A 23,944-nucleotide genomic window follows, 5' to 3' on the forward strand; every position below is an offset into this window, starting at 1 on the left:
ACCCCCAGATCCGCAGGTCATGCTAGCGAGCGAGCCCCGCCTCCTCCTCGCGGTACCGCTTCCGGTCGTGCTGCAGGGCGGCCAGCCGCACCCAGGAACCATCCGGCCAGCGCAACCGCCGCGGCAGCCGCAGTTCCGGTCGTTCCGGCCCGGCCGCCGTCCACACGAGCTGCTGGTTCCCATCGACCAGCCCGACCCGGGAAGGCGACCACACCAGCCAGGCGCCACCCCGCCGGACGGCGTCGGCGAACCGCACGCCACCGCTGCCCTCCTCACCGCGCACGGTGTCCCGCATCGGCCAGAACAGCAGCGCGAACACCCCCTCCGCCAGGGCCTCGCCGACCAGGCCCGGCAGGTCGAGCAGCCCGGAGAGCCCGATGCCCAGGCAGCCGGACCGGTTCCGCGGCGGCTTCGGCGTGCCGTCGCGGCGACGGCCGCGGACGTAGTAGCGCCAGCGGGGCGTGCTGGGCCGGAACACGCGGACCGGCTCACCCCAGGCGCGCATCGCGGTGTCCCGCACCTGCTCCCGCTCCGCCGCCGACTGCTCAGGGGTGGGCCCCAAGGCGGGCCTCCTCTCCAGTGCTCGCCGGCGCCCAGTCCAGCGAGTCGAACACGCCCAGTGCCAAGCCGCAGACGTGTGCCCAGTCCGGCCAGGAGTTCGTGGCCAGCGAGAGCACCGCGACCCGGGTGCCGAACGGGTCCGGCGCCCAGGCCGTCACCTCCCGGCGCAACACCGGTGCCGACTGCTCGCCCACGTGCAGCAGCATCGGTTCCTCGGTCACGGTGACCACCGCCGGACCCGCCGTCAGCCGCACCTTGTTCGGCTCACTCAAACCGCGCGCCCGATGCGCCTCGACCAGGCCCTGCACCGCGACCTCAGGTGACTCGTGCGCGGAGGGCATCTCCGTCACGGTCAACCAGACCATGATCAGCCGCTCCGCATCATCCGGCGACCGGTAGACCGCCACGGCCACGAACCCGGCCAACTGCTGCGCCGCCAGCGCGCCCATGGTGGCGAAACCCAGCGCGGCCTGCTCGGTGACCTCGGCTCCGGCGGCCAGGCCGAACCGTTGCGCCACCACCTCTTGGAGCCGGTCGAACCCTTCCTGGTCGACCTCCGCGGGCAGCTCGATGAAACCTTCCGGCACCGTGATGCCGAACCCTCGCTGATCCAGGTGGCCGGTCACGCCGCCCTCCCGTGCAGGACCTGGTTGAACGCCTGGTTCGCCGGGGTGAGCGGCCGTCCGCCGGTGAGCTGCTGGTAGTACTGCTGGCCCACCTCCTTGGCCCGGTCCAGATACGGTTCGGCCAGGATCTTGCCCGTGGTGCCGGCCGCGGTGGTGGCGGCGCCGACGGTCGCGGCCGCGATGTTGCCAGCCTGGGTGCCCGCGGCGAAGGTGTTCGGCGCCTTGCCCAGCGCCTCGGCCACCCGGTTGGCCGTGCCCAGCCACTTGTCCGCCTGCGCCCGCGACGCCGTGGCCAGCACGTCCTTCGCCGCCGCGGCGCCACGTGAGACAGCCTGTCCGACACTGGCCGCGCCCCTGGCCGCACCGACCGCGGCGTTGGCCGAGGAGATCACCTTGGTCGCCCCGAACATGGTCTTGGCGATGCCGCCGCCCGGGATGACCCCGATGGCGTCCGTGGCCAGGGTCTTCCAGCTGACGTCCGCGCCGGCCGCCTTCGCCAGTCCGTGCACGGCCAGCCCGGCCGCGCTCACCCCCACCGCGGCCGCGGTCACCACCTGCCCGACCACCGGGATCCAGCCCACGCACACCGCGGCGATGCTGAGCACCTTGCCCACCGCGCTGAGCACGTCGCCGATCAGCTTGATGTCCTCGGCGTGGTCCTTGACCCACTGCCAGGCTTTCTGCGCCAGTTCGCCGACCTTGTCGATGAACTTGCCGATGCCGTCCAGGATGCGGTCGAAGAAGCCGGGTTCTTCCGGGGCCTCGTTCTTGGCCCGGTCCAGGGCCCTGGCGACGGCGTCGGCGAGCTCCTCGTGCTGGGTGAGCAGGCGGCGGGCCTGGGTCCTGATCGCGTCGAGCTCCTCGCGGGCGTGGCCGAGGCGTTCGCTCGCGGCGCGCAGGCGGGTGTTGGCCTCGGCGAGGCTGGCCTCGTCCGGGAAGTGGCGGCCGGCCAGGGCGAAGTCCGGATGGGACTTGGCCTGTTCGACCCGGTCCAGCGCGGTGCGGGCCTGGAGCTCGTAGTCCTTGGCCCTGCCCTGCATGGCGGCCAGGTCGTGCTGCCACTGCCGCAGGATGCCTGCCGCGTTCCCCAGCGAGACCTTGCCTTTTTCCAGGTAACCGGGCAGTTCGCCGACGGCGCCGCGGAACTTCTCCGCCGCCTCACCGCGCCAGATGCCCTGGGCCTGCCCGATCTGGGACAGCGCGGAGTGCGTCTCGGCGAGCATGGCGGACACCCTGGTGAAGTTGTGCGCCAAGGTCTCGACGCCGGTCAGCTTTCCCGGCGCCGGGTCGAAGCCCAGAGTCGGATAGTCCTCGAGGTGGCTCATCAGCCCAGCCCCCTGGTGATCGCCGACTCCCGCGCGGGCGCCGCCTGCCCGCCGCTCCCGCCGGCGGGAAACAGCTGGTGCACGGCGCGTTCGGTGTGCTCGTAGTCCTTTGTGGTCTCGGCGAGTGCCTTGGTCATCTTCTCGGTGGCCTCGGCGATCTTGCCGATGCCGTGCTCCCAGCGGTCCTGGAAGCCCTTCCCCGCCTTGTCGATGGCCCTGCTGCCGAGATCCTGGGCGCTGGCCCCGCGCAACGCGGTGGTCGCCCTGGTCATCTCCTCAGCGGAACGATCCAGATTTTTGATCAACGCGTGCAACTGGGCGAAGTTCACCCCAAGTTTGTCCCCCACCGGTGGTCCTCCCCTACCAATCGGCTCCGGGCGGACACTACCAGTGACGGTCGCCTAGGAGCTGTTTGGGGTTCGGATCTAGGTCGGGCCCGGTGGTGTGTTGATAGGGCTGGTAGAACACGGTTGTGGCGCGTTTTGATCTGACCGATGCCGAGTGGGCGTTGATCGAGCCGCATGTGCCGGTGGCGGCCACCGGGCCGTTGCCGCGTCGGGTGCGGGAGCAGTTCAACGGGATCCTGTGGCGGTTCCGCACCGGGTCGGGTTGGCGTGACGTGCCCGAACGGTACGGGCCCTGGTCCACCGTCTACTCGCGGTTCAACGCCTGGGCCAAGGCCGGGGTGTTCCAGACGCTGATGGACGCGCTGATCGCCGAGGCCGCCTCCCGTGGGCAGGTCGGGTTGGAACTGGTCAGTGTGGACTCCACGATCGTGCGGGCGCATCACGAATCGGCCGGGCTGGCAATCGCCGGGGAGACCCTCGACGCGCTGGAACAGGCGCTGACCGAGGAAAAGGGGGCTCCGTTGCCCACACAGCGGCGAGTGCTGCGGGTGATCCAGCGCGGTCCGCGCCGGACGAGGCCGGCGCGGGCACCTCTGCCGATCGGGATCGTGCCGCCCTCCGGCGCTGCCGGAGGGCGCGGGCGAAGGCGGCCGGGCTCGGCCGGTCCCGAGGCGGGCTGAGCAGCAAGATCCACGCCGCGGTCGACGCCGCCGGGCTGCCGCTGGCGTTCGTACTCACACCCGGCCAGGCCGCGGACAGCCCACAGTTCCAGACCGTGCTCGACCGGATCCGGGTTCCCGGTCCGACCGGCCGGCCCCGCACCCGTCCGGACGCGGTGGCCGCGGACAAGGCGTACTCCTCCAAGGCCAACCGGGCCTACCTGCGCCGTCGCCGGATCACGGCCGTGATCCCGGAGAAGACTGACCAGCGGGCCAACCGGAAGAAGAATGGCTCCGCGGGAGGGCGGCCCGTGTCCTTCGATCCCACGCGCTACAAGGGACGCAACACCGTCGAACGCTGCTTCCAGAAGATCAAGACATGGCGCGGCCTGGCCACCCGCTACGACAAGACACCGCAAAGCTACGAGGCCGGACTGCACCTGCGAGGAGCGATCATGTGGCTGAAGACCCTCACCTCAACCACATAATCCGAACCCTAAACAGCTCCTAGCAGTCCTCGGACTCGGACTCCTGGCGCAGGTGGTACTCCCAGCCGTGTTCCTCGCTGTGCCGCAGGTCGTAGTGGTGCACGATCTTGGGTCCCTGGTGCAGGTGGACGTGCGTCACCGTGGCCAGTGCCGCTGGACTGGCGGAGGTGAAGGTCTGCCACCGGCCGTCCAGGGGACCGCCGACGAAGCGCGCCAGGAACGTGTGCACCGGGTCCTTTCCACCGTTGCGGCGACAAGTGTCTGCCCAACAGTATGCCGGTGGGTGCGAACGTTGGCGGCCACGTTAACGCGTTGGGAGCAGCCGCCAGCCGTGTGCGCGGTTGCGCTCGGCCCAGAACTCGGCGTACCGGCCGCCGCGGGTCAGCAGCTCCTCGTGGGTGCCCGACTCGGCGACCCGGCCCGCCTCCAGCACCACGATCTGGTCGGCGGCCACCACGGTCTGCAACCGGTGCGCGATGACCAGCAGGGTGCGGTCCGCGGTGAGCGCGGTCAGCGCGTCCTGCACCGCGGACTCGTTCTCCGGGTCCAGCGCGGCGGTGGCCTCGTCCAGCAGCACGATCGGCGCGTCCTTGAGGATGGCGCGGGCGATGGAGATCCGCTGGCGTTCCCCGCCGGAGAGGGTCACCCCGCCCTCGCCGATGCGCGCGGACCAGCCGCCGGGCAGCCGCTCGACGATCTCCTCCACCCTGGCCAGCCGGGCCGCGGCGCGCACCTGCTCCTCGCTGGCGCCCGGCCTGCCCACCCGGATGTTCTCCTCGATGCTGCCCTCGAACAGGTAGACGTCCTGGAACACCAGTGACACCAACGACATCAGCTGCTCACCGGCGATCTCGCGGACGTCCACCCCACCAACCCGCACCGACCCGGAGTCCACGTCGAAGAAGCGGGCGATCAGCCGGGTGACCGTGGTCTTGCCGGAACCGGACGGGCCGACCAGCGCGGTCATGCTGCGCGGCGGCACCCGCAGCGACACGTTGCTCAGCACCGGTCTGCTGTCGTAGCCGAAGGAGACGTCGACCAGCTCGATGGAGGCGTCGCCCGGCTTGCGCGGGGCGGCGGGCTCGGGCAGCAGCGGGGCGGCCAGCAGCTCGGTCATCCGGTGCAGGGCGTTGCGCCCCAGGCGGATCACGCCGCCCAGGTCGGCGGCCATGGCCAGCGGCTCGACGAACCGGGCGGCCAGCACCAGCAGCGCCAGCAGCTCCGGCACCCCCAGGCTGCCGCCCAGGGCGAGGCTGACGCCCAGGACCAGCAGCACGGTGAACGCCGCCTGCACCACCAGGCCGAAGCCGACCAGGCCCCACACCCCGGTGGTGATCATGCGGCGGCCCGCGTCGCGTTGCGCCACCAGGGCTTCGTCCAGCAGCCGGTAGCCCTGCACGGTGCGGCCGAAGGCGCGCAGCACCGGCTGGGTCTGGGCGAACTCGACCACCCGGCCGCCGGCCTCGGCGATCACCAGGTCCCGGCCCCGGTCGGTGCGCTGGATCAGCGCGCCGCTCCACTGGTAGACGAAGTAGAGCACCGGCGCGGACAGGGTGGCGGCCAGCGCCAGCCGCCAGTCGAAGAGGTACATCAGCGCGACCACGGTGGCCGGGGTGAGCACGGCGTCGATCAGCGGACGCAGCAGGTGGGCGGGCACCTGCATCACGTTGATCACGCCGCCGCTGGTCAGCTGGCCGAGCTTGCCGACCCGGTCACCGGTGAAGAAACCCAAAGGCAGGCTGGCGATGTGGTCGCCGAGCCGGTGGTGCAGGCCGCGGGAGAGCGTGGACCCGGCCCGGTACCCGGCCACCTGGGCGGCGTAGGCGGCCAGCGACTGGGCCAGCGCGACCGCGGCGAAGACCGCCAGCCATGGCCAGGCGTCGGCGGGACTCGGCCCGAGCAGGGCGCGCAGCACCGGCACCAGCAGCGCGAAGGCGAGGCCCTGCAACACCGAGGCCAGCGCCATCACACCGATCATCCGGCGCAGCGGGGCGGCGTGCGCCGGGCCGAGGACGGACAGCAACGAGCGGATCATCGGGTCTCCAGCGGCGAGGTGTGCGGCTGCCAGGCGCCCGCGCGTTCGTGGGCGGCCCACATCCGCGCGTACAACCCTTGGCGGGCAAGGAGTTCGAGGTGCGTGCCCAGTTCGGCGACCCGGCCGTCGGCCAGCACCGCGATCTGGTCGGCCTCGGCCACCGTGGACAGCCGGTGCGCGATCACCAGCAGCGTCCGCCCGGCCACCAGGGTGGACAGCGCCTGCTGGATGGCCGACTCGGACTCCGGGTCGGCGAAGGCGGTGGCCTCGTCCAGCACCAGGATCGGCGCGTCGGCCAGCAGCGCGCGGGCGATGGACACCCGTTGCGCCTCACCGCCGGAGAACCGGGCGTCCTCGCCGATCACCGAGTCGTAGCCGCGCGGCAGCTCCAGGATCCGCTGGTGGATCTGGGCCGCCCGCGCGGCAGCCTCCACAGTGGACTGATCGGCTTCCGGCACGGCCAGCCGGATGTTGTCGGCCACCGTCGCGCGCAGCAGCTGGACGTCTTGCAGGACAAAGGAGACCCGCCGGTAGAGCTGTTCGGCGGAGAGGTCCCTGATGTCCACCCCGCCGATGCTCACCGAGCCGTCGGTGACGTCGAAGAACCGGGGCAGCAGCTTGGCCAGGGTGGACTTGCCGCCGCCGGAGGGCCCGACCAGCGCGGTCACCGTGCCCGGCGCCAGCTCCAGGTCGATCCCGCGCAGCACCGGCGTGTCCGCGGTGTATCCAAAGTGGACGTTGCGCAGGCTGACCCTGCCGTCGGCCGGATCCGCCGCCTCGGCCTCGGGCGCGGGCAGCGGCTCGGTGCCCAGCACGGCGGCCACCTGCGCGGCGGCCAGCCGGGCCGAGCGCAGCTGCTGCGAGGTCTGCGCCAGGGTGGTGATCGGCGCGGTGATGCCCAGGCCCAGCAACGCGAAGGGCAGCACGTCGGCGGGCGCGAGCCAGCCGTTGGTGACGAACACGGTGCCGCCGGTGAGCACCACCAGCAGGACCACCACCGGGGACAGCAGGATCTGGCCGATCGCGCTGATCCTGGTCACCCCGCCGACCCAGTCCAGGAAGAAGGTGGCGAAGTCGTCGGCGGCGCTGGTGAACCGCTGGTGCGCCTTGCGGGACTGGCCGAAGGTCTTGACCACCGCGATGCCGTTGACGAACTCCACCGCGCTGCCGTTGATCCGGCCCAGCGCCTGGTCGTAGGCGACCATGTTCTCCCCGTACCCGGCCATCGAGCGGGCGTAGAAGTACAGGCCGGCGGCCACCGGCAACAGGGTCACCAGGGTCATCCGCCAGTCCACCCACACCAGGTAGGCCAGCGCGGCCACCGGGGTGACGATCCCGGCGGTGAGGTCCAGCAGCGAGTGCGCGACCAGGTGGTGCATCGCGGTGACGTCGTCCTGCAGCGCCTTCTTCACCGTGCCGGAGTTGCGCGCGCCGAACCAGCCCAGCGGCACCTGCCCGAGCCGGGTGGCCATCCGCCGCCGCAGGTCCAGTTGCAGGTCCGCGTCCGCCAGGTGGGTCAGCCCGCCGGCCAGGAAGAACAGCACGAACCGGGCGGCCAGCGCGCCGAGCGCCACCCACACGATCGGCCACGCGCCCGCCGCCGCGCCGCCGCCGAGCAGGAGTCTGCCCAGTTCGGCCACGGCCACGAACGGGACCACCGCGGCCAGCGCGGCGGCGACCTGCGCCACCACCGCGATCCGGATCCGGGTGCGGACGGGGGCGAGCAACCGGGCCAGCGCGGCCCGGTCGGGACGCTGCGCCGGTGAACCGTCGGTCATCGCGACTGCCTCAATTTAGACAACGTACAAATGAGTGTTAGGTGCACCTAACCACTCGAACGGGTGCCGGGGCAAGCGCCGTCAGGAGGTCAGGGCGTGGACGGCCAGGAGGGGGCGAGGGCCAGGCGGCGGGTGAGGGCGCTGACCACCTGGGCGCGGCCGTCGTTGAGGTAGAAGTGGTCGCCGGGGAAGACCTGGAGGTCGAACTCGCCGCTGGTGCTCTTGCCCCAGTCGCGGGCCTGCTCGATGGTCAGCTCCGGGTCGCGGTCACCGACGAAGGCGGTGATCGGGCAGGTCAGCGGCGGGGCCTGGGTCGGCTGGTAGGTCTCGATCAGCCGGTAGTCCGCGCGCACGATCGGCAGCAGCAGCTCGCGCAGCTCGGGGTGTTCCAGCACCGCGGCGCCGGTGCCGCCCAGCGCGGTCAGCTCCGCGGCCAGGCCGTCGTCATCGCGCAGGTGCACCTCGCCGGGGGTCACGTGCTCGGGCGCCTCCTTGCCGGAGAGCACCAGCCGCTGCGGCGCGGGCAGGCCGAGCCGCTGCAACACCAGCGCGACCTCGTAGGCCACCGCCGCGCCCATGCTGTGCCCGAAGAACACGAACGGCCGGTCCAGCTCACCGCGCAGCCCGGTGACCAGGCCGTCCACCAGCTCGTTCATGGTGGTCAGCGCGGGCTCGCCGAAGCGCTCCTCGCGGCCCGGGTACTGCACCGCGAGCAGCTCCACCCCGGCGGGCAGCAGCGGCGGCCACAGCCGGTACGCGCTCGCGGTGCCGCCCGCGTGCGGGAAGCAGAACAGCCGGAGCCGTGCCTGCGGGCGGGCCTCGTAGCAGCGAACCCAGGTCACGGGTCAGCCTCCTCGGAGTCGGCGGGAAACCTCGGCCACGACGGTAGCCGCCGGGCCGCCACCGGCGGGGTGTTGGCCGTGTCTCACTCCGGGTGCAGCTCGGCCAGCCTGGTCTGCGCCCCGTCCACCGCCCGCTGCACCGCGTAGGCGTAGAACGGCTCGGTCCCGCCGGGGGTGAGCAGGTACTCGGCCATCGCGGCCAGCCCGGTGCGCTCGTCGTCCCGGTAGGCGCCCAGCGCCTCGGTGATGGTGGTCTTGGTGCTCGCGCTCTCCGCGTCCCGCTCGTCGTAGGACATGATCAGCAACATGCCCGCGTTGAGCAGCGAGCTGTAGATCATCGGGGCCTCCGCACCGAAACCCGCGCGTTGCAGCACCCGCACGCCCCGGTCCAGGATGCGCAGCGCGGAGGGCACGATCGGGCCGCGCAGCACCAGCCAGCGGGCCACCCCGGGGTAGGCGCGCAGCACCGGCCGGGCACCCAGGAGCAGCTCGGTGAACCACTCCCGCCAGTCCAGCTCTTCCTCCGGGCAGGGCATCCGGGAGACCACCCGGTCGGCCACCGCCTGGTGCACCGCGGCCCGGTCGCCCACGTGGTGGTAGATCACGGTCGGCCAGCAGTCCAGCTCCGTGGCGAGCTTGCGGATGGTCCACCCCGCAAGGCCGTGCTCGGCGGTGAGCCGTTCGGCGGCGTCCACGATCAGCTCGGGCGTCAGCGGCGTCTCGCCGCGGAGGACCCGGGGGCCTCGCTCGGTTGCGGAACTCATCACGCGCTCACGGTAGCCATTGCGCGCCGGGTTTCGGGAGGCTTACCTTTTGGACACCGTACAAAAGACTGGGGAGCCCATGACTACGCAGACGGCGGCCAAGGTGTCGCTCGTCCCCATCTACCTGGCCGTGTTCGGCGTGTTCACCGGCCAGCAGATCCTCGCGCCGGTGCTGCCACCACTGGCCCGCGACCTCGGCCTGTCCGAGGTGCAACTGGGCCTGGTGTTCAGCGTCGCCGCCACCATGGTCGTGCTGACCAGCGGTTTCTGGGGCAGGCAGAGCGAGTCGCGCGGCCGCAAACCGGTGCTGCTGGCCTGCATGGCCGCCGCGGCCGCGGGTCTGCTGATCTTCGCGGTGATCGCCCAGCTCGGACTGGCCGGGGCACTGCCGGTGACCGCGGTGTTCGTGCTGGTCCTGGTCTTCCGCAGCCTGTTCTTCGGCTTCGCCTGGGCCGGGGTGCCGGTGGCCGCGCAGTCCTACGTCGCCGATGTCACCGAGGGCGAACGGGAACGCGTCGAGGGCATCGCGAAAACCGGTGCCGCCCAAGGACTTTCCCTGGTCCTCGGCCCGGCGCTGGGCGGCCTGCTGGCCTTCGGCGGCCTGCTGCTGCCGATGTACGCCGCGCCGGTGATCATCGCCGTGTTCGCGGTGCTGGTCTGGCTGCGGCTGCCCCGCGAACAGCGGCACGCCGACCGCCCGAAACCACCCAAGCTCAGCCCGTTCGACCGCCGTCTGTGGCCGTTCCTGCTGACCGGTTTTGGCCTCTACCTGTCCCTGGGCGTCATGCAGATCACCGTCGGTTTCCTGTTGCAGGACCAGCTCCAGCTCAGCTCCCAGGACACCGCCACCCTGGCAGGCGCGGCCATGCTGTGCGCGGGCCTGCCCTTCCTGCTCACCCAGGCCGCGGTCGTGCCCCGGCTCGGCTGGTCCCCGGCCAGGCTGATGCGCACCGGAATCCCGTTGGCGGCACTGGGTTTCCTCGGCATCGCGGTCAGCTCCGGCCTCACCCTGATCCTGCTCGGCCTGGCCGTGGTCGGCCTCGGCCTGGGCCTGGCCATGCCCGGCTGCACCGCCGCCCCCACCCTGCTGGTCAGCCGCGCCGAACAGAGCGGCGTGGCCGGCCTGGTCGGCGCGACCAACGCACTGACCTTCGTCGTCGGCCCCCTGATCGGAGCCACCCTCTACCGCCTCGGCCCATCCCTGCCGTACCTGTCCGCGGCCGCGGTGCTGGGCCTGCTGTTCGTCTTCGTCCTGCTGCACCCGGCCACGCGTGCAGCTAGTCGATCAACGCCTCCGTCAGCTGCTTGAAGAAGGCCTGGGCATCGACCGTCCGCGCGACCTTGATCGCCGGACGGTCGGTGATCCCGCCCAGCTCAGCCGCGATCTCCTTGCCGTACCCCCGCAGGTCGGCCACCGTCTGCCCCCGGGTCTTCTCCCCGCGCAGCTCCACGCTCACCGGCAGCTCGCGATAGGTCGCCAGGTCGGGGTGCAGCAGGATGGCCGCGGCCAGCGGGTCGTAGAGCGTGCAGCAGCGTTCGCCGAGCATCCGGCTGTAGAAGTCGACGTAGAAGCCGAGCACGTCGTGCGCGAACTTGCCGCGCGGGCCGGTGCAGGCGGCCAGCGCGTCCAGCCACTCGGCGTCCGCGCGGGCGGAGTGGGTGACGTCCAGCGCGACCAGGGTCAGCTCGAATCCGGCGGCCAGCACCAGGTCGGCGGCTTCCGGGTCGTGCCAGATGTTGGCCTCGGCGAACGGGGTGGCGTTGCCGGGGGCGTCCACCGCGCCGCCCATCACCATCACCGAGCGCAGCAGCCTGGGCAGCTCGGGTTCCAGCAGCAGGGCCAGCGCGACGTTGGTCAGCGGGCCCAGTGCGAGGAGGTCCAGCTCGCCCGGGTGCTGCCGGGCGAGCTGGACGATCTGTTCGGCCGCGGACTCGCGCACCGGGGGCTTGGACGGCTCCGGGCCCTCCCAGCTGCCGAGTCCCAGCGGGCCGTGCACCACCTCGGAGGTGGCCAGCGGCTGGGCGAGCGGGCGGGCGGCGCCGACGGCCACCGGCACCTCGTCCAGCCCGAGCACGTCCAGGATCCGCCTGCTGTTGTCCGCCGCGACCTGAGCGGGCACGTTCCCGTGGACGCTACCCACAGCGACGATCTCGACGTCTGCCTGCGCGGCCAAGTACAGGATCGCGAGCGCGTCGTCGATCCCCGGATCGGTGTCCAGCACAATTCGCACGGTTGAACAGTCAATCAGACTTTCCGGTCCTCGCCCGAGAACGGTTTCGGGACTGTGATCTGCGGATTCGACTCCACCTCGGCCACGATGGCCGCCCAGTCCCGGCGCGGATGCTCCACCTGGCCGAGTGACACCACCTCGCGGCCGCAGAAGAAGGTCAGCACCCAGTCGCCCAGCACCCGCACCTTGCGGTTGAAGGTGGGCACCCGGCTCAGGTGGTACAGCCGGTGCAGCAGCCAGGCCAGGAACCCGCGCAGCCGGATGCCGTAGACCTCCGCCACGCCCTTGTGCAGGCCGAGGCTGGCCACCGAGCCGACGTGCTTGTGCCGGTACTCCCGGACCGGCCTGCCCCGGACCGCGGCACGCAGGTTGTCCGCGAGCACCTTGGCCTGCCGCACCGCGTGCTGGGCACTGGGCGCGCACACGCTCAGCCCGCTGGCCGACAGGTCCGGCACCGCCGCGCAGTCACCGGCCGACCACACCCCGTCCACGCCGATCACCTCAAGCGCGGGCGTGCACAGCAACCGGCCCCTGCTGTCCACCGGCAGCCCCGAGCGCGCGGCCAGCGGGTTGGCCTTCACCCCCGCGGTCCACACCACCGTGTCCGCGGCGAACTGCTCGCCGTCGGTGAGCACCACCTGCCCACCGTCCATTGCGGACACCCGGGTGCCCAGCCGCACCTCGGTGCCGCGCTCGCGCAGCCGCCGCACGGTGTACTCGGCCATGCTGGGCGAGACTTCCGGCAACACCCGATCGGCTGCTTCCACCAGCACCCACCGCATGTCCTTTTCGGACAGTCGGGGGTGGTGCCGCAGGGCCGCGCGGGCCATGTCCTCCAGCTCGCCGAAGACCTCGATCCCGGCATATCCGGCGCCCACCACGACGAAGGTGAGCGCCCGCCGCCGCAGCACCTCGTCCTCGGTGGTGGAGGCCACGTCCAGGCGGGAGAGCACGTGGTTGCGCAGGTGGATGGCCTCGCCGACCGAGCCGAAGCCGATCCCGCACTCGGCCAGGCCGGGCACCGGCAGCGTCCTGGCGACCGCGCCGGGGGCCAGCACCAGGTGGTCGTAGGCCAGCTCGGCCGGCACACCCTCCACCGGCAGCACGGTGACGATCTTGCGTTCGGCGTCCACCGCGGTCACCCGCCCGGTGAGCACGGTGCACTTGCGCAGGACCTTGCGCAGCGGTACTACCACATGGCGCGGCTCGATCGAGCCGGCGGCGGCCTCCGGGAGGAACGGTTGGTAGGTCATGTTCGGCTGCGGGTCGACGACCGTGATCGTCGCCTCGCCCGCGCGCAGCTTTCGCTGGAGTCGCAGCGCGGTGTACATGCCGACATAACCGCCCCCGACCACGACTATCCGTTGCGGTCCGCTCATCGCTGTCCCCATTCGTGACTCTGCGCGTTGACAGCACCCAGCCTGCGGCGAAGCGGTCAGCGGCAACTCCCCCACAGGAACCAGCGCACTCCCCCAGGAGAGGGGATCGAGGCGATTCCGGTCACGTGCGGCAACCAAATCGACTATCGGTACGTTTAACGGCCGAGGGCCGGTGCCACCTGCGGCGGCCCAGCGGAACCACTGGTCAACGGTGCAACCCGGCTCGGGACTGCGGCGTATGAACAGCGCAGGACAGAACCGAGGAGCTGGACACATGGGCCGACGGTCGCGAGAGAGTGAGCAATCGCGCACGCTGGGTAAGGCTTTGCTGCTCACCCTGAGCTCGGTGGTCGTGCCCGGTTCCGGACACCTGGCCCTGCGCAAGCGCGCGGGCTGGTTCCTGCTGGCCGGATTCCTGCTGCTGATCGGCGCCGGCGTCTACCTCGGGCTGACCGTCACCCAGGAGCAGCTGTTCCAGTACGCGGTGTCACCGAGGGTCCTGCTCGGCGCGATCATCGCCTGCGTCCTGCTCGCGCTGGTCTGGATCGCCGTGGTGCTGCGCACCTTCGCGCTGGCCCGCCCGCGCGGCATGCGGCTGGGCGGCCGGATCACCGCCACCCTGGTGGTGGCCACCCTGTGCGCGGTGATCGCCGCGCCGCTGGGCTTCGCCGCCTACAACGTGCACGCCCAGCGCTCGCTGGTGCAGAACCTGTTCCCCTCCGGCGGCACCACCGCCAGCAGCGGCCAGGGCGGCACCGCGCAGACCGGCGACGCCGAGGCGATCAAGAAGCCGCGGATCAACATCCTGCTGGTGGGCAGCGACGCGGGCCCCGACCGCACCGGCACCCGCACCGACACCATGATGGTGGCCAGCCTGGACACCAGCAGCGGCCAGACCGTGCTCTTCGGCCTGCCGCGCAACCTGCAGCGCGCCCAGTTCCCGGCCGGTTCGCCGATGGCCAAGCAGTTCCCCAACGGCTTCCACGACGGCAGGGACCCCAACTCCGGCGAGTACCTGCTCAACGCGCTGTACAAGTACGGCAACGAGCACCCGCAGCTGGCGCCCAGCGGCCCGAGCACGGTGCCGGGGCTGAACCTGCTGCACTCCTCGGTGGCAGCCATGCTGGGCGTGGACCTGGACTACTTCATCCAGGTCAACATGGCCGGCTTCGCCTCCATCATCGACGCCCTCGGCGGCGTGGACGTCAACGTGGGCCCCAAGCCGATCCCGATCAACGGCCTCGGCCCGCACGGCGAGCAGATCCGCCCCAAGGGCTGGATCCCGGCCGGGCAGCAGCACCTCAACGGCGAGCAGGCGCTCTGGTACGGCCGCGCGCGCAGCGACGGCAGCGACTACATGCGGATGAGCCGCCAGCGCTGCCTGATCAAGTACGTGATCGAGCAGAAGAGCCCGATGGACCTGCTGACCAACTTCCAGGGCATCGCCGCGGCCACCCAGGACAACGTGGCCACCAACATCCCGCAGGACGTGCTGCCCGCGCTGCTGTCGCTGGCCAACAAGGCCCGCACCAAGCCGATCCAGAGCATCTCCTTCGACCCCAACCTCTCCACCCGCAACGGCGGCAAGTTCTCCACCGCCGTGCCGGACTTCAACTACATGCGCGAGGTCGTGCGCAACGCCCAGGCGCTGACCACCACCAGCACCACGGCCAAGCCCACCACGACCACCAGCGCCGCCCCGCCGACCACCACCACCGGCAAGCCCGGCGCCAAGACCACGCCCAACCGCACCACCGGCACCCAGCCGCCCAGCAGCGCGGGCAACGGCACCGGGACCTCGCCCAACATCGCGCCGCCGGACTCCCTGGACCAGATCTGCTCCACCGACCCCGGACAGACGGACAAGAACTAGTTCGCCGCCTACGCTGACCCGCTATGGGCGGCGAGGCGGGGCTGGTACTGAGCGGGGCGACCCTCATTGACGGCACCGGCGCCGATCCGGTCCCGTCGGCCACTGTGCACACCCTCGGCGACCGGATCACCTCGGTGGACTCGCCGCCCTCGCCCGGCGCGCGGGTGCTGGACCTGTCCGGGTGCACGCTGCTGCCGGGGCTGATCGACGCGCACTCGCACCTGGGCCTGATCGACCTCGGTGAGCGGGATCCGCTGTCCCCGGCCAGGACCGCGGCGGAGATGTTCCGCAACGCCGAGCTGTGCCTGCTCGCCGGACACACCACCGCGCGCGACCTCGGCGGCGCGGACGGCGCGCTCACCGAGGTCATCGAGGCGGGGCTGGTGCCCGGGCCGCGGCTGCTGCCCTCCGGGCCCATGCTGGCGCAGTCCGGCGGGCACGGCGACCACACCCCGAGCTTCCTGGACCGCCACCAGCACTACGCGGGCCTGCCCGGCCTCTCGCACGCCACCCAGACCTGCGACGGGCCGGAGGAGGTCCGGCGAGCCGCCCGGCACGCCTTCCGGCGCGGCGCGACCCAGCTCAAGGTGGCCGCCTCCGGTGGCGTGCTGTCGCGTACGGCGGGCATCGCCGACACCCAGTTCACCGTGGCCGAGCTGCGCGCCGCGGTCGAGGAGGCGGCCAGCCGGGGCAGCTACGTGACCGCGCACGCCCATGCGCTGCAAGCGATCCACAATGGACTCGACGCCGGGGTGGCCTGTTTCGAGCACGGCAGCTTCCTGGACGAGGAGACCGCGGCGCGGATGGCCCTGCACGGCGCGGCCCTCGTCCCCACACTGTCCATTATGGATGTTCTGGGCCGGCCGGAGCTGGCCGACCGGATCGAGCAGGTGCGCGCGGCCACGTACAACGCGGTGCTGGTGGCCACCGAGGCCGGAGTGCTGGTCGGCTCCGGCAGCGACCACCTCGGCCCCGGCCAGCACCGGCGCGGACTGGAGATCACGGTCAAGGCCAAGGTGCTCGGTGCGATGGCCGCGATCGTCTCGGCCACCCTGACCAACGCCCGGATCCTGCGCCTGGACCACGAGATCGGCTCGGTCGAGGTCGGCAAGTGCGCCGACCTGGTCGCGGTCGCAGGCGACCCGCTGGCCGAACCGGGACTGTTCGCCGACCCGGACCGGGTGGTGCTGGTCGTGCGCGGCGGCCGGATCGTCAAGGACACCAGGACCTAGGACAGCTCCTGGCGCAGCACGCTCAGCACCCCGGAATCGAGCCCGGTCCCGGCCTGACCGGCCAGCCACCGCTCCAGCTCCCGGCCCCGGTCCACCAGCCACAGCTCACGCCCGCCGCGCTCGCGCACCAGCACCGCCCCACCGGCGATCACGACCTCCGCGATCGGCGCACCGGCCGAACCCGGCTCGACCCGCAAACCCCGGTACCCCAACGGTTCTGACCGCGCGTCCGGCGCGGGCGCCGGGTCGAGTCCGGCGAGCCTGCGCAACAGCTCGGTCCCGGTGGCCGGGTCCAGCCGGAAGCGCGGGTTCGGCCGCCCGCTGTAGAGATCGACCTCGACGTCCATGCCGCCGCCCCCCGCCGGTGCTGAAAACCCAACGGTATCAACGAATGCGCTGGCGCTGGCTGTTGCAGCCGTAGAAGTAGCCGCAGAACTGGGTGTACGGGCCGCGGTTGGCGGTCTCCGGGTTGCTGATCACCACGCCGCTGTTGTCGGTGTTGCGGGCCGCGGTGCGGCCCGGCTTGTGGCCCCAGTACGGCTCGGACTGCAACCGGTACCAGTGGTAGTCGATGAAGCCGGGTCCCGGCGCGACCACCAGCGCCACCAGCGGACGCGGCTTCTCGGTGTCCGGGAAGCAGTCGTAGCGGCGGTGCATGCCGTCGGCCAGCGCGCCCCTGGTCACCTCGGCACAGGTGACCGCGGAGTACACGGCGCCCGCGCCGCGGCCCGGCTGGGCGAAGGTGTTGGTCCGCCAGTTGGAGGCGTAGTTGTAGCAGTTGTTGTCGCGCAGCGTGGTGGCGTCGTCGTTCCAGAACCCGGGGTTGAACGCGGTCCGCTCGATGTAACAGGTCACCGCGGCCGCCGACTCGGCGTCCTCCGGGGCCTGCTCCGCGGCCGAGGCGCGGCCGCCGCGGGTGTCCCGCACCGACTGCGAGGCCGTCCCCGCCGAGCTGACCGACTCCAGCTGGGCGCCCAGGAAGGAGGCCAGCGACTCATCCAGCGGCAGCGCGTCCTGCGCCCCGTAGCCCGCGCTCTCACTGTGCCCGATCAGGCCGATCAGCCGCTCCCCCAGCTCCGCCGCACCCGGCCCACCGGCCAGCGCGCCCACCGGCAGGTACACGCTCGCGACCCCCAGGTCCGCCGCGTGGTCATCGCCCAGTGCCTCCACCTGAAAGCCCCGGAACCCCAGTCCGCCCTCGGCCGGCGCCGAGTCGGTGAGCAGGTCCCGGCTCGCGGTCAGCGCCCGGACCGCGGCCCGCGCCTCGGTCCCGTCCCGCACCTCCCACACCGGGTTCGACCGGCCGGAGAATATGTCAGCGGTGATGCGCAACATCGATACATCCCTTCCCAGCAACGTCTCGTGGTGACCACCGACGACGCTGCCAGGAATTCCCGCACGGCAAGGCGACTCGTCCCCAAGGGGCGCCGCGCACCGCCCCTTGGTCTGCCCCATCCGGCTGGAAAACCCTTATCGCTCTAGGGAATCCGGCCAGTTGGCCCAGCGGGCTAGCTCTTCACTGTCCACAAAAGACAGAAAGGAAGCCCAGATAGCTAGCTGGCACTTCCACGGCGGGCCAGCACACTCACCGCCACTCGTTCGGCCGCCTGTTCTAGATCCTCGTGCTCCCACACGACTTCCAGCAACCAGCCGGCCTCGGCTAATCGACGTTCGGTGTCCAGGTCTCGCTCGACGTTCCGTCGCACCTTGTCAGCCCAGTACTGGTTGTTCGCCTTGGGCGCGCGATAGTGGTCAGGGCAACCGTGCCAGAAGCAGCCACGCAGCTCCACTGCGACCTTCGCCGGACGAAAGACGACGTCGACCGTCCGGCGCACTTCCGGCAACGGACGTGCGCACACCCGGTAACGCAGCCCTAGCGCGTACAGCGCTTTGCGCAGCCGGATCTCGGGCTTGGTGTCGAAGCTCTTGTTGGCACGCATCGACTTCCGAGTCGCAGCGCTCGTGGCCCACGATGACTCCGCCATGCGCGCGACCATAGCTCGACCCGCCAGCGAAGTCTTCGAGAGGGTGGCGTGTCGTTCCTCAGGTCAGTCGCAATTGACCGTCGTCGCCCTCTTCAACTTCGTCGGTCTCATCAAGCTCGTCAACGCCGTTGACGTCTTCGTCGTTCCGGTCGTGCTCGTCATCGAGCACCTGACTCTCACCGCCGAGAAGGCTCACAGCGTCGATGGCCGAGACACTTGGCCCTGGCCGTCCCTCAGCCGCAGCGAAGCGCTCAGCCGTAAGGAAAGTCAGTCGGACAGCTTGGATGACAAGCACCCGACGCAGACCAGTCGAGACATCGCCACGCTCGTGTGCGACAGCGGCAAGCCTGGCTATCGTCTCAGCACGCCGCGCGATGCGAATGTCAGCATGCCCACGCTCCTCGCGGTTCGCCGCGCTGACCAGGTCAACTTTGAGTGACGGCGGCAAATCGACCGTGGCTGAAACTGGCGGAATCTTCTCGTTCAAGATCGCCTTGAAGCGGCTTTCCCTGATTGCCTTCCGGTAGGCGGAGTACTCGACCGCATTCAAGTGGGCACGGGCGGCCGCGTCGTTTCGCTGGACGGCTTCGAAATCCCACAATGGCCACATCTCGAGCTGCGCCACTTCGAACACGTCCAGAATACGCATTGCGACGGCGTCTGTCCGCTGATTGGTCAAATGACGTCGAATCCGCGTCCGCAGAGACTCGTTGGTCTGCCCAACATAGATGGGCTCGCCATCGTAGTCGTAGAACGCGTAACAGCCCCACCTCGCATCAGCCCACACGCGCCCCTGGTCGTCCCGCAGGGCGAGCGCCTTGGTCAACTCGTCACGGAAGTCTCGGACTGACCTGGCAGGACCAGCGCCACCTTGTGATTTCTTACGCGCTGACACCAGATCCCACCAGTTCCCCAACCGGGGCAGAGGTCATTTGAGGCTTTCCCTGCACCAGCGGCATCAGGTAGTTCTCGGCCAACCAGGCGACCGCAGGCACGCAGACTGCGTCACCGAAGCCAAAAAGGGCCTGATTAGGCCGGATGTCGTCCAGTCGGTAGTCACCGGCGCCCATCAGCCGAGCGTATTCCAGAGCAGTCATCCAGCGAACCCGTAGCTGCCCGTTGCCGACTTCTACCAATGCTTGCTTCGACGAGCCGCCGCGCGCAGTCCGAAGACATCCTGCGATGGAATCCGAACGGACCTCCCACATGGGGATCTTGTTACGCGTGCGGCGATATGCTGTCCGGTGGGTGATTTTCTTCCCCTTCCGCAACACTGCCAGTCGCTCAGCCTGCAACGGGGAAAGGGAGTTCTCGAACGCAGCGGTGCGCTTGGCGTCCCACCAGCGTTCGTCGTGCGGATCAATCTTCTCGACGACCGAGGAGAGGTCACCGGCTTTCGCTGTGTCGATCTCCGGCAGCCGCGCGCGGTGCGTGCGCAGAGTTGGATTGTTGAACGCCGCCTGCAGCCATGCGGGCCGGATCAGCGGGTTGGCTCCCGCGACGTCAGCAGGGGGGTTGCGAGCTCCGACCAAGAACAACCGCGGCCTGGACTGCGGCACGAACCACCGAGCGTCCAGCGTCAGCACGTCGACCGAGTAGCCGAGACCGTTCAGCTCCCTTATGGCGGCCGCCAGGTCCTCGCCGCCATTGCTGGTCGCCAGGCCGACCACGTTCTCCAGCGTCACGACACTAGGGCGGTTCTCAGGCGTCATCTCCCGCAACACGCGGGTGAAGCCGTAGAAAGTGCCCGACCGCTCCCCGTCCAACCCAGCTCTGGCGCCAGCCAACGAGACATCGACGCATGGCGAAGAAGCCCAGGCCAGGGCAACCTTATCCGGCATATCCTGCGTGGTGACGTTCGCGACGTCCGCCAACTTGAACGTGTGCGCTTCTTCCGGGTCCCGGAAGTGCTTCTTGTACATGTCCCGCTTCGACGGCTCGATGTCGTTCGACCAGGGCACAGAGAACCCCGCCTGCTCGAGCCCCAGCCGAGCCAGTCCGATGCCGGCGAAGAACTCAGCGACCGCAGGGCCGACAGGCTCGTCCGGCTCATCCGACACCAACTGCAACGACAACTGACCTTGATCATCACGCACGGCAGCTGACTTGGACACGGAAGGCACCTTACGAAATCTACGGCACAGAGTGGGGGATGTTAGCAACGGGTCGCACAACTGTTCGAGCCCGCTGTCAGGAGGCTACCGAAAGATCACCAACGACTGCGCCGTGGTCCAAGCTGTGGGACCGCGCAAGGCCGAGGAGGGGCTCACCCGTCCTCCGCCTTGCGCGCCTTGGACGGCTGCACCCTGGGCGGTTCCCCTGGCATCTTCGGATAATCGGGCGGGTACGGCATCTCGCCGAGCCCGTGGTCCCGCTCATCCCTGGCGTACCACTCCAACGCGGTCTCGATCCCGAAGGCCCGCTCGTCCATACTCGCGTGCGCGTCCCCCCGCTCGGCGAGCAGCCCCGGCACGGTCAGCACGTCGAAGTCATCAGGGTCCACAGTGGACAGATCGGCCCAGTCCAGCGGGAAGGACACGGTCGCCCTCGGCGTGCCGCGCACCGACCAGGTGGAGGCAACCGTGCGGTCCCTGGCGGCCTGGTTGTAGTCCAGGAACACCCGTTCGCCGCGCTGTTCCTTCCACCAGGCGACGGTGGCCTGCTCCGGGAGGCGGCGTTCCACCTCGCGGCCCAGCGCGATCACCGCGTGCCGGACGTCGATGAAGTCCCAGTCCGGGCGGATGCGCACCAGCACGTGGATGCCGCGGCCGCCGGAGGTCTTCGGGTAGCCGGTCAGCCCGGCCTCGGCCAGCACCTCGCGCAGCACCCCGGCCACCCGCACCGCGTCCTGGAAGTCGGTGCCGGGCTGCGGATCCAGGTCGATGCGCAGCTCGTCGGGGTGGTCCACGTCCGGCCGCCGGACCGGCCAGGGGTGGAAGTCCAGGGTGCCCAGGTTGGCCGCCCAGACCAGCACGGCCGGTTCGGTCGGGCAGACCTGTTCGGCGGTGCGGCCGGACGGGAAGGTGATCCGCACCGGCTGGACCCACTCCGGCGCGCCCTTGGGCACGCGCTTGGCGTAGAAGGGCTCGCCCGCGACCCCGTCCGGGAAGCGCTTGAGCGTGGTCGGGCGCTCCCCCAGCACGCGCATCAGGGGCTCGGCCACGGCCAGGTAGTACTCGACCACCTGGCGCTTGGTGATGCCCCGCTCCGGGAAGTACAGCTTGTCCGGACTGGACACCCGCACGGCACGCGGCCCCTCGGGCCCGTCCACGGTCAGTTCGAGTGCTTCACCCCTGCTCACGGGCGTGGACGCTACCGCCCACCGGCCCGTTCCGCAGCAAACCGAAGGTCATCGCGTGCAGCAGGCCCAGGTGCGAAGGCGCGCAGCTGACCAGGTCGCCGCCGAGCACCTCGCGCAGGTGCTGGTGCCCGACCCACACCGCGTGGCCCTCGTCGTGGTTCTCCGGCCCGCCCAGCCACCGCCCCGCCCGCGCGTGCACGAAGTGGAAGAACTGGTCGCTGCGGCCGTTGGAGACGCACCGGGACAGGTACAGCCGGGGCCCCTCGGCGGCCCAGCCGGTCTCCTCCGCGGTCTCCCGCACCGCGGCGGTCACCGGGTCCTCACCGGGGTCGATCGCGCCGGCCGGCAACTCCAGGCCGACGGTGTCGGTGATGAACCGGTGCCGGTGCAGCATCAGCACCCCGCGCTCGGGGTCCTCCAGCACCACGGCCACCGCGTCGGCCATCCGGACCACGTGGTGCTCGTACGGCGGCGCGGTCGGCGGGCGCACCGCCACCAGGTCCACGTTCACCCACTCGCTTCGGTACAGACCGCGCTGACCTGCGGGTTCCCAGCGGGGCGCGCCCGGCAGCCCAGCCAGGCCGAGGGCGGGGTCGTATTGCGGCGCGGTATCGGTGTCTGCCCTGTTCACAGCTCCGCACGCTACCGTTGCGGGTATGCGACGCACGGAACCGGATGACGAGCCGCAGGGCCCGCCAGGGCGGTTCGGTGAGGACCTGGTCGGGCTGGACCCGCACGATCCCGAGGCGCAGGCCTTCGCCAAGCACCTCGACCGGATCGAGCACGCCCCCAAGCCCTACACCGTGGAGGGCTACCTGGCCGGGGTGAGCGAGTTCGCGGACTCGGCCAACCGGGTCGGCGGCGGCTGGCGGCTGGCCGCGGTGGTGGTCACCGGCCTGATCCTGATCGGCCTGGTGCTCACCTTCTCCGGCGCGCTCAACACCATTCTGCTGTTCCTGTTCTGAAGTATTAGCGTGGTGGCATGGAACAGGGTCCGAAGGTCGTCAAGACCGAGCAGGAGTGGCGGGAGCAGCTGACTCCCGAGGAGTACCGGGTGCTGCGCCAGGCGGGCACCGAGCGGGCGTGGACCGGCGAGTACACCGACACCAAGACCGAGGGCATCTACGAGTGCCGGGCCTGTGGCGCCGAGCTGTTCCGCAGCGACACCAAGTTCGAGTCGCACTGCGGCTGGCCGTCCTTCTACACCCCGCTGGCCGGGGACGCGGTGGTGCTGCGCGAGGACCGCAGCCTGGGCGCGGTGCGCACCGAGGTGCTCTGCGCGACCTGCCACAGCCACCTCGGGCACGTCTTCGAGGGCGAGGGCTTCCCGACGCCGACCGATCAGCGCTTCTGCATCAACAGCGTCAGCTTGCGCCTGGTGGCCGACCCGACCGAGCAAGAAGGCTGAGTATCTTCATAACGGCCGGATTTCGTTGTGGTTGAGCCGAAAACCGGCCAAGCTCAAGCTTTCCCTAAGTTCTGCCCAATCCTCCATCAAATACCCTTGTACCGGTGTGACCCAGACCGCACCATGAGGCTTCCTTGCTGGTGAGAGGGGGTCACGATGGAGAATCCATGGGGACTGACCGGCCCGGAGTTCTTGCAGTTGTACGCCATCGGCCTGGTGGTGGCGCTGGTGCTGGCGGGGTGGATCCGGATCGCCGGACGGCGGCCGGATCCCACCGCGGCCCCCAGGCCGGGTGAGCTGACCGACGTCGAGCTCGCCTTCCTGGTCGGGGGCGCGCCACGGGCGGTGGAGACCGCGGTCGCGGCGCTGCTGGAACGGGATGTGCTGCGGGCCTCGCGTGGGGGCTACGTGAGCGGCACCGGCCCACTCCGGACCACGGATCCGCTGGCCCGCGCGGTGTGCGACTACACAGGGGACACCGGCCGGCGCACGTTGCAACTGCTGGTGAACCGGGTCGCGGACAGCCAGGCCGTGGCCGATGTCGGCGCGCGGCTGGCCGACCGGGGGTTGCTGGTGCCGCCGGAGCGGTTGCCCGGCATGGGTTTGCGCTCCGCGCTGCCGCTGATCGGGCTTGGCGTGATCGGCCTGTGGCGGGCGATCGACGGTGGCAGCCAGGGTTACCCGGTCGGGTACCTGATGCTGTTCCTGCTGCTGACCGGGCTGCTGGCGGGCTTCGCCGCCTGGCTGCCGGTGGCCTGGCGCACCCAGGCTGGGGACGCCGCGGTCGAGCAGGCCATGCAGTCCACTTCGGACAGTGCGGCCAGTCTTGTTGCGCGGCAAGGCGTTTCGGGCTACCCGGACGCCCGGGTGCGCACCGCGCTGCTGAGCCATTCGGCCCAGCTACAGACCCAGCGCGACCTGAAGACAGCCCGCGGCGGCCGCCGGGGGTCCCGTTACGACAGCAGCGGCTCCTACGCCGGGTACGCCGGCGGGTTCGCCGCCGGGGGCACCATCGGCGACGGTGGTGGCGGGGGCGGCGGGGGCGGCGCGAGCTGTGGTGGCGGAGGGGGTGGTTGTGGCGGCGGTGGCGGCGGCTGACGCGCTACCGTC

24 protein-coding genes and 1 pseudogene are annotated in these 23,944 nt (G+C 70.8%); 7 read left to right on the forward strand and 18 right to left on the reverse strand.

All coding sequences use genetic code 11. The annotated features are described in order from the left end of the window. Window positions 1-22 precede the first annotated feature (22 nt). The 4 genes from M8C13_RS03740 to M8C13_RS03755 are packed head-to-tail and all read right to left on the reverse strand — an operon-like array spanning window position 23 to window position 2,859. Complete coding sequence (locus M8C13_RS03740; RefSeq protein WP_252479025.1) at window positions 23-562, reverse strand: hypothetical protein; 540 nt, start codon at window positions 560-562, stop codon at window positions 23-25. Further along, on the reverse strand, window positions 546-1,187 hold the full coding sequence (locus tag M8C13_RS03745) for a hypothetical protein (protein WP_252479026.1): 642 nt from the start codon (window positions 1,185-1,187) through the stop codon (window positions 546-548). The genes M8C13_RS03740 and M8C13_RS03745 overlap by 17 nt, the downstream gene beginning before the upstream one ends. Continuing rightward, complete coding sequence (locus M8C13_RS03750) at window positions 1,184-2,512, reverse strand: putative T7SS-secreted protein (RefSeq protein ID WP_252479027.1); 1,329 nt, start codon at window positions 2,510-2,512, stop codon at window positions 1,184-1,186. The genes M8C13_RS03745 and M8C13_RS03750 overlap by 4 nt, the downstream gene beginning before the upstream one ends. Continuing rightward, window positions 2,512-2,859: a WXG100 family type VII secretion target gene (locus tag M8C13_RS03755; protein WP_252479028.1), complete on the reverse strand. Its 348-nt coding sequence runs from the start codon at window positions 2,857-2,859 to the stop codon at window positions 2,512-2,514. Before M8C13_RS03755 ends, M8C13_RS03750 begins: the two co-directional genes overlap by 1 nt. A 125-nt stretch (window positions 2,860-2,984) precedes the next feature. Between M8C13_RS03755 and M8C13_RS03760 the strand changes: the two are divergent. Then, window positions 2,985-4,006 (forward strand): annotated as a pseudogene (locus tag M8C13_RS03760) (IS5 family transposase). Window positions 4,007-4,025: 19 nt separating this feature from the next. Here M8C13_RS03760 and M8C13_RS03765 read toward each other — a convergent pair. From M8C13_RS03765 to M8C13_RS03785, 5 genes are all read right to left on the reverse strand, one after another. Continuing rightward, window positions 4,026-4,235, reverse strand: coding sequence for a hypothetical protein (locus M8C13_RS03765; RefSeq protein ID WP_252479029.1), 210 nt, complete (start codon window positions 4,233-4,235; stop codon window positions 4,026-4,028). A 75-nt stretch (window positions 4,236-4,310) separates the two neighbouring features. After that, a complete protein-coding gene (locus M8C13_RS03770; protein WP_252479030.1) occupies window positions 4,311-6,041 on the reverse strand; it encodes an ABC transporter ATP-binding protein in 1,731 nt (576 codons plus the stop codon). Further along, window positions 6,038-7,819 carry an ABC transporter ATP-binding protein gene (locus tag M8C13_RS03775; protein WP_252479031.1) on the reverse strand — a complete coding sequence of 594 codons (1,782 nt, stop codon included), beginning with the start codon at window positions 7,817-7,819 and terminating at the stop codon, window positions 6,038-6,040. Before M8C13_RS03775 ends, M8C13_RS03770 begins: the two co-directional genes overlap by 4 nt. An 89-nt stretch (window positions 7,820-7,908) precedes the next feature. Beyond that, window positions 7,909-8,661, reverse strand: a complete 753-nt coding sequence (locus tag M8C13_RS03780; protein ID WP_252479032.1) for a thioesterase II family protein — start codon at window positions 8,659-8,661, stop codon at window positions 7,909-7,911. An 83-nt stretch (window positions 8,662-8,744) separates the two neighbouring features. Continuing rightward, window positions 8,745-9,425 carry a TetR/AcrR family transcriptional regulator gene (locus M8C13_RS03785; RefSeq protein WP_252479235.1) on the reverse strand — a complete coding sequence of 227 codons (681 nt, stop codon included), beginning with the start codon at window positions 9,423-9,425 and terminating at the stop codon, window positions 8,745-8,747. Window positions 9,426-9,504: 79 nt separating this feature from the next. On the opposite strand from M8C13_RS03785, the gene M8C13_RS03790 reads away from it, so the two are divergent. Then, entirely contained in the window at window positions 9,505-10,734 is a 1,230-nt protein-coding gene (locus M8C13_RS03790; protein ID WP_252479033.1) for an MFS transporter, read from the forward strand. Here M8C13_RS03790 and M8C13_RS03795 read toward each other — a convergent pair. Together M8C13_RS03795 and M8C13_RS03800 are read right to left on the reverse strand one after the other, a co-directional pair. Further along, window positions 10,703-11,656, reverse strand: a complete 954-nt coding sequence (locus M8C13_RS03795) for a nucleoside hydrolase (RefSeq protein WP_252479034.1) — start codon at window positions 11,654-11,656, stop codon at window positions 10,703-10,705. The genes M8C13_RS03790 and M8C13_RS03795 overlap by 32 nt on opposite strands. Window positions 11,657-11,670: 14 nt before the next feature. After that, complete coding sequence (locus M8C13_RS03800; RefSeq protein WP_252479035.1) at window positions 11,671-13,035, reverse strand: NAD(P)/FAD-dependent oxidoreductase; 1,365 nt, start codon at window positions 13,033-13,035, stop codon at window positions 11,671-11,673. Between the two features lie 325 nt (window positions 13,036-13,360). Between M8C13_RS03800 and M8C13_RS03805 the strand changes: the two genes are divergently transcribed. After that, window positions 13,361-14,908, forward strand: coding sequence for an LCP family protein (locus M8C13_RS03805; protein ID WP_252479036.1), 1,548 nt, complete (start codon window positions 13,361-13,363; stop codon window positions 14,906-14,908). A 23-nt stretch (window positions 14,909-14,931) separates the two neighbouring features. Then, window positions 14,932-16,140, forward strand: a complete 1,209-nt coding sequence (locus M8C13_RS03810) for an amidohydrolase family protein (protein ID WP_252479037.1) — start codon at window positions 14,932-14,934, stop codon at window positions 16,138-16,140. On the opposite strand, the gene M8C13_RS03815 is transcribed toward M8C13_RS03810, so the two are convergent. The 7 genes from M8C13_RS03815 to M8C13_RS03845 form a co-directional block, all read right to left on the reverse strand. Beyond that, window positions 16,137-16,487 carry a hypothetical protein gene (locus tag M8C13_RS03815; protein WP_252479038.1) on the reverse strand — a complete coding sequence of 117 codons (351 nt, stop codon included), beginning with the start codon at window positions 16,485-16,487 and terminating at the stop codon, window positions 16,137-16,139. The genes M8C13_RS03810 and M8C13_RS03815 overlap by 4 nt on opposite strands. Window positions 16,488-16,524: 37 nt before the next feature. Next, window positions 16,525-17,475, reverse strand: coding sequence for a hypothetical protein (locus M8C13_RS03820; RefSeq protein WP_252479039.1), 951 nt, complete (start codon window positions 17,473-17,475; stop codon window positions 16,525-16,527). Between the two features lie 218 nt (window positions 17,476-17,693). Beyond that, window positions 17,694-18,137 carry a very short patch repair endonuclease gene (locus M8C13_RS03825; RefSeq protein ID WP_308202760.1) on the reverse strand — a complete coding sequence of 148 codons (444 nt, stop codon included), beginning with the start codon at window positions 18,135-18,137 and terminating at the stop codon, window positions 17,694-17,696. Window positions 18,138-18,183: 46 nt separating this feature from the next. Beyond that, window positions 18,184-18,951, reverse strand: a complete 768-nt coding sequence (locus M8C13_RS03830) for a GIY-YIG nuclease family protein (RefSeq protein WP_252479041.1) — start codon at window positions 18,949-18,951, stop codon at window positions 18,184-18,186. Window positions 18,952-19,006: 55 nt separating this feature from the next. Further along, a complete protein-coding gene (locus M8C13_RS03835) occupies window positions 19,007-20,239 on the reverse strand; it encodes a DNA cytosine methyltransferase (protein WP_252479042.1) in 1,233 nt (410 codons plus the stop codon). Between the two features lie 152 nt (window positions 20,240-20,391). Further along, entirely contained in the window at window positions 20,392-21,426 is a 1,035-nt protein-coding gene (ligD, locus tag M8C13_RS03840; RefSeq protein WP_252479043.1) for a non-homologous end-joining DNA ligase, read from the reverse strand. Beyond that, window positions 21,413-22,057 (reverse strand): NUDIX hydrolase, encoded by a 645-nt coding sequence (locus M8C13_RS03845; RefSeq protein WP_252479044.1) that lies wholly within the window; start codon window positions 22,055-22,057, stop codon window positions 21,413-21,415. The genes ligD and M8C13_RS03845 overlap by 14 nt, the downstream gene beginning before the upstream one ends. A gap of 25 nt (window positions 22,058-22,082) precedes the next feature. Between M8C13_RS03845 and M8C13_RS03850 the strand changes: the two genes are divergently transcribed. The 3 genes from M8C13_RS03850 to M8C13_RS03860 all read left to right on the forward strand — a co-directional run bounded on the left by M8C13_RS03850 (window position 22,083) and on the right by M8C13_RS03860 (window position 23,932). Continuing rightward, the gene (locus M8C13_RS03850) at window positions 22,083-22,391 is read left to right on the forward strand and encodes a hypothetical protein (RefSeq protein WP_252479045.1); all 309 of its coding nucleotides are present in this window, start codon (window positions 22,083-22,085) and stop codon (window positions 22,389-22,391) included. Between the two features lie 17 nt (window positions 22,392-22,408). Next, the gene (gene msrB, locus M8C13_RS03855) at window positions 22,409-22,834 is read left to right on the forward strand and encodes a peptide-methionine (R)-S-oxide reductase MsrB (RefSeq protein WP_252479046.1); all 426 of its coding nucleotides are present in this window, start codon (window positions 22,409-22,411) and stop codon (window positions 22,832-22,834) included. A 156-nt stretch (window positions 22,835-22,990) separates the two neighbouring features. After that, entirely contained in the window at window positions 22,991-23,932 is a 942-nt protein-coding gene (locus M8C13_RS03860) for a TIGR04222 domain-containing membrane protein (RefSeq protein WP_305883919.1), read from the forward strand. Window positions 23,933-23,944 lie beyond the last annotated feature (12 nt).

Source organism: Crossiella sp. SN42 (assembly GCF_023897065.1).
Taxonomy (GTDB): Bacteria; Actinomycetota; Actinomycetes; order Mycobacteriales; family Pseudonocardiaceae; genus Crossiella.